Source organism: Chamaesiphon sp. VAR_69_metabat_338 (genome assembly GCF_031423935.1).
Taxonomy (GTDB): domain Bacteria; phylum Cyanobacteriota; class Cyanobacteriia; order Cyanobacteriales; family Chamaesiphonaceae; genus Chamaesiphon.
Genome location: NZ_JANPGM010000003.1, coordinates 1 through 5,890 on the forward strand (window position 1 = coordinate 1; position 5,890 = coordinate 5,890).

The following is a 5,890-nucleotide window of genomic DNA, read 5'->3' on the forward strand; positions in this document are numbered from 1 at the left end:
ACGCTGGCGAGATCGACCCATCCCCCGAAAATTTTATTTCTCTACGGCTCCTTGCGCGATCGATCCTACAGTCGGTTACTCGCCGAAGAAGCTGCGCGGATTATTCAAGAGTTTGGCGCGGAGGTGAAGTTTTTCGACCCGCGCGAGTTACCAATTTACGGGAGCGTACCCGATACTCATCCCAAAGTTCAAGAATTGCGCGAGTTAAGTCTGTGGTCGGAAGGGCAAGTCTGGTCTAGTCCAGAGATGCACGGCCAGATTACGGGGATACTTAAAAATCAGATCGATTGGATTCCATTGAGTATCGGCGCAGTCCGACCGACACAAGGACGCACGTTGGCGGTAATGCAAGTCAGTGGCGGTTCGCAGTCTTTTAATGCCGTGAATACGATGCGGCTATTGGGTCGGTGGATGCGGATGTTTACGATTCCGAACCAGTCATCGGTTGCCAAGGCTTATCAAGAGTTTCATGAGGATGGCACGATGAAGGATTCGGATTATCGCGATCGAGTGGTAGATGTGATGGAAGAACTCTACAAATTCACGCTACTATTGCGCGATGAAGTGGATTATCTGACCGATCGCTACAGCGAACGCAAAGAACAAGCTAAAAAGTAGGGGTAACTCATGAATTACCCCTACTTGTAGTCACGCCCAATTCCGTACAAACGGCATCGAGTGGCAAATCCCAAGGATCGATCGGGAGTCGATCGACGTAGGCAAAATCAAAGACGATCCCGATCGTCGGAATCTTGCGCCAGACTGGATCTGCACGCAGTCGATCGTAGTAACCACCACCATAACCCAGTCGATACCCCTGCCGATCGATCGCCACAGCAGGAACCAAAATCAGATCGATCTCGCCTGGTAATAATAAGGGTGCTTTGGGATTGGGTTCGCGAATACCGTAACTACCTGTGAATAATTCTGCTGAAGTCTGCCAGCGATGCCAGATCGGTAATCCATCGACACAGCGCGGTAAGCCCCACTGTTTATCAGTATGGGCGAATAAATAATCCAGACTTGGCTCTTGGCGACAGCTTTGGTAAGCAAGAATCGTCTGTGCGGCGATGAATTGCGGGCAATTACTCAGTCGATCGCATAACAACTCGCTCTGGGCTTGCCACAGATCGATCGCGAGCGATCGTCGCTGGTGGAGAAATTGATGCCGAAGTTGCGGCTTGGAGCAAGTCACGATTGGGGCCTCAGTGCGAGATTTACCAGCTAGAATCCGCCAAATTGACCATGCCGAGCGACTGAATTTCTAGCTAGAATCCAAATAATAGCCTGACTAGTGCTAAATACTAAATAGCTACCTTATTAACCAGGGAAGCAGTCGGATTTCTGGTTTTCATCAATTGGTGCTAAAGGCAACCGCTGCGGTCAATTTCGCCGCTCGCGAGATTTGTTTGCCAGATTTAACCTAATATCTAAGTATATAAAAATTTACTAAACTTTAATCCAGATTAAGATGCCATTATCTATCGATCTTCCAGGTAAATCGGTAAAAGATCAACCTCTAGCCCAATACTTAAGCAAAGCTTTAATGGAACGCCGGAAGCTAGTTAAGTTAGAAGTAGACTTTATCCCTCAAGTTCGGGCTAAATGGGAGGGGATTTTGAGCGATCGCGCGACAGATCGCGAACGTGCGGAGAACGCCATCAATGCTTGTTATCTGTATGCTGGGCTAGAACGATCGCGAATTTTGTGGACGGAAAATCCGCTCACGGCGATGACAATTTTGATTAACCGGCCAGATTTAGTCGATGTCGGCAAAAAAATTCTTCACCAAATCTGTGATGGCTGCGACTGGGAAATCGAGCGGCAAATCGAGCCAGATTTTATTGATGTGGTCAAGGCTTACGCCAATCCCCGCGCCCAAATTGTGGGCGAAGCCCAACTAATGGCCTACGATTTACTCGGCGATTTTCTCAATCAAGTTTCAATTGCCGAAATTCAAAAAAGTTATCCCCAGATGAACCCAGCATTGTTACCGACAGCAATGCAAGATTATCGAATTGCTTATTTGAGTTATTTTGATTATTTTCACCAAATTGGATTAGATATTCCCCAGATTCAACTTTTGGTCGAGCTAGCCCGTTCTTGTGGCTGCTGCTGGGCATTTGAAAATATTACGATTATCACGCCTAAACCATCCGCGATCGACTTCAACGATCGCGGCGAATTAATTTCGCTAGTCTACGATGGGATTAATATCCTCAAGTAAGCCTAGTTGGACATTCCCGACTCGTGGCATAATTAAGAGGAGGCGTGCGCGATTCTCCATGAGAGAGGCTACGCCAACGCCGTTACAACTTCGCGCTGTGGAGTTGGAAAAGCCTGCACTTTGTGCAATCGAGATTGAGGTACCGACAATTCGTTCGAGACCGAACTCCCCCTTATGGCAATTGGCGATCGCCACTGCACGAATCACTGTCACTAGGATGTCGAGATGCCCTTATTTACGACTGGTAAACCATTTATCCGCGATCTAGAACAAGCTGGAGCCTTGGGCGTATATATCCCGCTCGAAGGTGGCTTTGAGGGTCGATATCAACGGCGATTACGCGCGAATGGCTACGAGAGTATGCATATCTCCGCGCGGGGATTGGGCGATGTCGGTACCTACCTGACGGGTATCCATGGCGTCCGGCCAGCACACGTGGGCAAGAAGGATATTCGTACTTACTATATTCCGCCGATGCTGGACACTCATCTAGCACACCTGCTACCCACATCTAAAGGCTTAGTCTTGTGGCTGATTGACGGCCAAGTCTTAGCCAATCAAGAATTAGCTTATCTGACCGAACTACCCAAGATCGAACCAAGAGTCAAAGTAGTGATCGAACTCGGTGGAGATCGCCAGTTTCGGTGGGTCAATCTGACAGATCTGATTAATTCCTAGAGCCGCGATCGCCCATCGAGTCTCCAGCTATAATCAAAATACTTATATAATAATTAGCCTTAAACTCGATCGCCCTTGCGAGGTGGGGCGATCCTCGCAAAAATTTCCTCTTTCATCCCTAACAGCTAACTTCAGCATGAGCGCGATTACTCCCAGTCAAGTCAAAGCCAGCATCGAGTCCGGTATCCCCAATGCGATCGTGCAGATTTCCGATCTCACTGGCGGCGGCGATCATTATCAAGCGGTAGTAGTTTCTGCCCAGTTTGAAGGCAAGTCCCTAATTCAACAGCATCAACTAGTCTATGGTACCGTGCGGGAAGCGATGGCTAGTGGGGCAATTCACGCCCTCGCGCTCAAGACTTATACCCCCGCAACCTGGCAGGCAGAAAACTAGGTTAAAGCCAGCAAATTTTACGGTTGAGCTACTTCAGTTCATCTGTGCCAATTCCCTTTTTACTTTATCCCCTTTATCTTTAACTGCTTTATGACTACTCATGTAGATGAAAAGATTAGTAAGCTAGTCACCGACAACAAAATTATGGTGTTCATGAAGGGCAATAAATTGATGCCCCAATGTGGATTTTCTAATCAAGTCGTGCAAATTCTGAATATTCTCGGCGTACCTTACGAAACGGTCGATGTACTCTCCGAACCAGATATTCGCCAAGGCATTAAGGAATATTCTAATTGGCCGACTATTCCCCAGGTCTATATCAATGGTGAATTTGTTGGTGGGTCGGATGTGATGACCGAACTCTATCAAAAAGGCGAACTTCAGCAAATAGTAGAAGTTGCTTTAGCTAGCTAGGGCAGTAAGAACTGACAACAAAAGAGCGATCGATTAATATCATCATTAATCGATCGCTCTTTTGAGAATATAAGAGTGGCAGACTATTAATAATAATCTGGTTCCCGCTGCGGTTCGGCTCGTTCAAAGTTGGAAGGATCGTAAACATAACGCATCGCTTCTTCTTCAATCCGGTTAATTTGATGAGCCTCTAAGGCATTAGTGCTCCTCAATGCTGCTAAATATCCATCGAGATACAAACGTAAGTCATCATAGCGATAGCCACGATGCCACATTTCAACTAAAGCATCAGTAATCTTTTGGTAGTGCCCGATCGTTTCTATAGTTTGCAGCATGGCCAAATCTCTCTACATATTAAATAGGATATATCAAAATCGCTCGACTGGGCATATATCCACTTTAATCTAGATTCTCAACAATTGCAGTGTGGAAAATACCCGTTGCCGGCTGCTGGCGATCGCTGGCATTACCGAACTAATTAGTCTGGATCTAGCGATAGGATTTATGTCGGCAGTGCCCGATCGGTTGTGCCAGCTTTGACAAATTGCTATTAAAAGATCGCGGCGATTCGCGTCGTTCTGGTAGGGCGATGGCGATCGACTCTCATCGCGATCGAAAATAGTTGTAGCAGCAATGTGGTAATTGCTATCGGTTAAAAGTTAACTAATTGGATCGACAACAGCGTGCAGATTCATGTGATTGAAGGCAATCAAAACTTACGATCGCTCCTAGCTTGGCATCTTCAGCAAGAGGGCTATCAAGTGCAGCAATCAGCAACGCTAGCCCAAGCTTACCAACGTTGCAAGCAAGAATTGCCAACACTGGCGATCGTCGATTCCGATTTACCCGATGGCACTGGATTGGAATTTTGCCAGTGGTTATTTCCTCAGGGCAACTCGCTGATGTTGATGCTATCGGCACGCATTCAAGAGCGCGATTTAGTCGGCGCACTCCAAGCTGGAGTAGATGATTACCTCAAAAAACCCTTTGGTATGCCCGAATTTTTGGCACGGGTGGGTGCTTTGCTGCGCCGCAGTCGGTTGGCAGTCACGATTCCGACCGACCTCACCTATGGCCATTTACGCATCGATCTGGTGCGGCGGTGTGTTTACCTCCGAGATCGGACTCGAAATTTCGATGGCGATCGATTGGATCGGGTGAGTAGTTCCGCCCGCTCGTCAGATCTGAGAATCGATTTGAGTCCGCAAGAGTTTAGCCTGCTATACGTTTTAGCCCAAGCAAATGGCCGTCCCGTCCATCGCAGCGAACTGCTCAAACGCGCTTGGGATGTCGATATCGATAATCCGCGTACTGTCGATACCCACGTCCTCACCCTCCGCAAAAAGCTCGGACATCCCGATCCGATTGAGACGGTGCGAAAAGTGGGCTATCGCCTAAATTATTAGAAAATTTATTAGAATAGCGACAAAATTGTTAAGATAGCTACACAATCATTGACGATCGCGAGACAATGATGATAATTGCAAAATCCGAGTAGTAAACATGATTAGTCGTCAAGCTGTTTTAGAATATCTTCACAAACATCCCCACCATTCTACGTGGCAGATGCGGTTGCACTTTTTACAAGCTAGCCGTCAACCAGGCAGTGATACCCAGATTTCGATCGGTTCGATCGCCAATCAATTAAATTATATTCTCCGCGATCTCGAAGCGATCGGCACGATCGTCCCGCATCCCGAAGCTACTTCCGTCATGACTCCAGAGCGTAATCGACGCGATCTCTGTCAGGAGCAATATTCTGAGATCGGCGATCGCGAACGAGATTGCTAGAACGGATCGAGATGCAGAACGTAGCTAAAGAACAAAAGCTAGAGCTTCAGCTACTGTCACATTGACGTATCGAGCCAGCAACTATCTCTTCAGTGTTGCCGGGATGCGAACATTTGCTATTTGTATTCTCAATGTTACTACTTTTTTTTGGTAGTCCAGACATTGGTAAGCATCATCAGCATCGCGCCGATTGAAATCATAATGGCCAGTCCGCCCGCGAGCGCATTTTGCATGGATTCATCGAAAATCATTTCAGTTTTACCTCGTTAAGTTAAGTCGATTTAATTTTCTGCTTGAGTCAGCCGCCGAATATTGAGCACGTCGCTCATTTGCTTGATTTGAGCTAGACAGCGTTCGAGCTGGGCTTTATCGCTAACTTCGATCGA

General features: G+C 47.1%; 9 protein-coding genes. 7 read left to right on the forward strand and 2 right to left on the reverse strand.

The genetic code is table 11. From position 1 onward, the window contains the following. Nucleotides 1-3: 3 nt before the first annotated feature. Nucleotides 4-618, forward strand: a complete 615-nt coding sequence (arsH, locus tag RMO84_RS00080) for an arsenical resistance protein ArsH (RefSeq protein WP_310486375.1) — start codon at nt 4-6, stop codon at nt 616-618. 7 nt (nt 619-625) lie between these two features. On the opposite strand, the gene RMO84_RS00085 is transcribed toward arsH, so the two are convergent. Beyond that, entirely contained in the window at nt 626-1,195 is a 570-nt protein-coding gene (locus RMO84_RS00085; RefSeq protein ID WP_310486367.1) for a 5-formyltetrahydrofolate cyclo-ligase, read from the reverse strand. Between the two features lie 276 nt (nt 1,196-1,471). Here RMO84_RS00085 and RMO84_RS00090 point away from each other — a divergent pair, with 276 nt between their 5' ends. The 4 genes from RMO84_RS00090 to grxD all read left to right on the forward strand — a co-directional run bounded on the left by RMO84_RS00090 (nt 1,472) and on the right by grxD (nt 3,713). Then, nucleotides 1,472-2,227, forward strand: coding sequence for a hypothetical protein (locus tag RMO84_RS00090; RefSeq protein ID WP_310486368.1), 756 nt, complete (start codon nt 1,472-1,474; stop codon nt 2,225-2,227). Nucleotides 2,228-2,452: 225 nt separating this feature from the next. After that, nucleotides 2,453-2,905 carry an NAD(P)H-quinone oxidoreductase subunit N gene (locus tag RMO84_RS00095; protein ID WP_310486369.1) on the forward strand — a complete coding sequence of 151 codons (453 nt, stop codon included), beginning with the start codon at nt 2,453-2,455 and terminating at the stop codon, nt 2,903-2,905. A gap of 136 nt (nt 2,906-3,041) precedes the next feature. Then, a complete protein-coding gene (locus RMO84_RS00100) occupies nt 3,042-3,299 on the forward strand; it encodes a BolA family transcriptional regulator (RefSeq protein ID WP_310486370.1) in 258 nt (85 codons plus the stop codon). Between the two features lie 90 nt (nt 3,300-3,389). Continuing rightward, nucleotides 3,390-3,713, forward strand: coding sequence for a Grx4 family monothiol glutaredoxin (gene grxD, locus RMO84_RS00105; RefSeq protein ID WP_310486371.1), 324 nt, complete (start codon nt 3,390-3,392; stop codon nt 3,711-3,713). Nucleotides 3,714-3,799: 86 nt separating this feature from the next. Here grxD and RMO84_RS00110 read toward each other — a convergent pair whose 3' ends face one another. After that, nucleotides 3,800-4,048: a DUF6761 family protein gene (locus RMO84_RS00110; protein ID WP_310486372.1), complete on the reverse strand. Its 249-nt coding sequence runs from the start codon at nt 4,046-4,048 to the stop codon at nt 3,800-3,802. Between the two features lie 348 nt (nt 4,049-4,396). Between RMO84_RS00110 and RMO84_RS00115 the strand changes: the two genes are divergently transcribed. Together RMO84_RS00115 and RMO84_RS00120 are read left to right on the forward strand one after the other, a co-directional pair. Continuing rightward, nucleotides 4,397-5,119: a response regulator transcription factor gene (locus tag RMO84_RS00115; protein ID WP_310486373.1), complete on the forward strand. Its 723-nt coding sequence runs from the start codon at nt 4,397-4,399 to the stop codon at nt 5,117-5,119. 97 nt (nt 5,120-5,216) lie between these two features. Then, a complete protein-coding gene (locus RMO84_RS00120) occupies nt 5,217-5,504 on the forward strand; it encodes a hypothetical protein (RefSeq protein WP_310486374.1) in 288 nt (95 codons plus the stop codon). Nucleotides 5,505-5,890: the final 386 nt, after the last annotated feature.

What these genes read in the sequence shown, in the direction of transcription:
- RMO84_RS00090 (WP_310486368.1), top strand. Translation starts at nt 1,472, where the DNA reads ATGCCATTATCTATCGATCTTCCAGGTAAATCGGTAAAAGATCAACCT.
- RMO84_RS00095 (WP_310486369.1), top strand. Translation starts at nt 2,453, where the DNA reads ATGCCCTTATTTACGACTGGTAAACCATTTATCCGCGATCTAGAACAA.
- RMO84_RS00100 (WP_310486370.1), top strand. Translation starts at nt 3,042, where the DNA reads ATGAGCGCGATTACTCCCAGTCAAGTCAAAGCCAGCATCGAGTCCGGT.
- grxD (WP_310486371.1), top strand. Translation starts at nt 3,390, where the DNA reads ATGACTACTCATGTAGATGAAAAGATTAGTAAGCTAGTCACCGACAAC.
- RMO84_RS00110 (WP_310486372.1), bottom strand. Translation starts at nt 4,048, where the DNA reads ATGCTGCAAACTATAGAAACGATCGGGCACTACCAAAAGATTACTGAT.
- RMO84_RS00120 (WP_310486374.1), top strand. Translation starts at nt 5,217, where the DNA reads ATGATTAGTCGTCAAGCTGTTTTAGAATATCTTCACAAACATCCCCAC.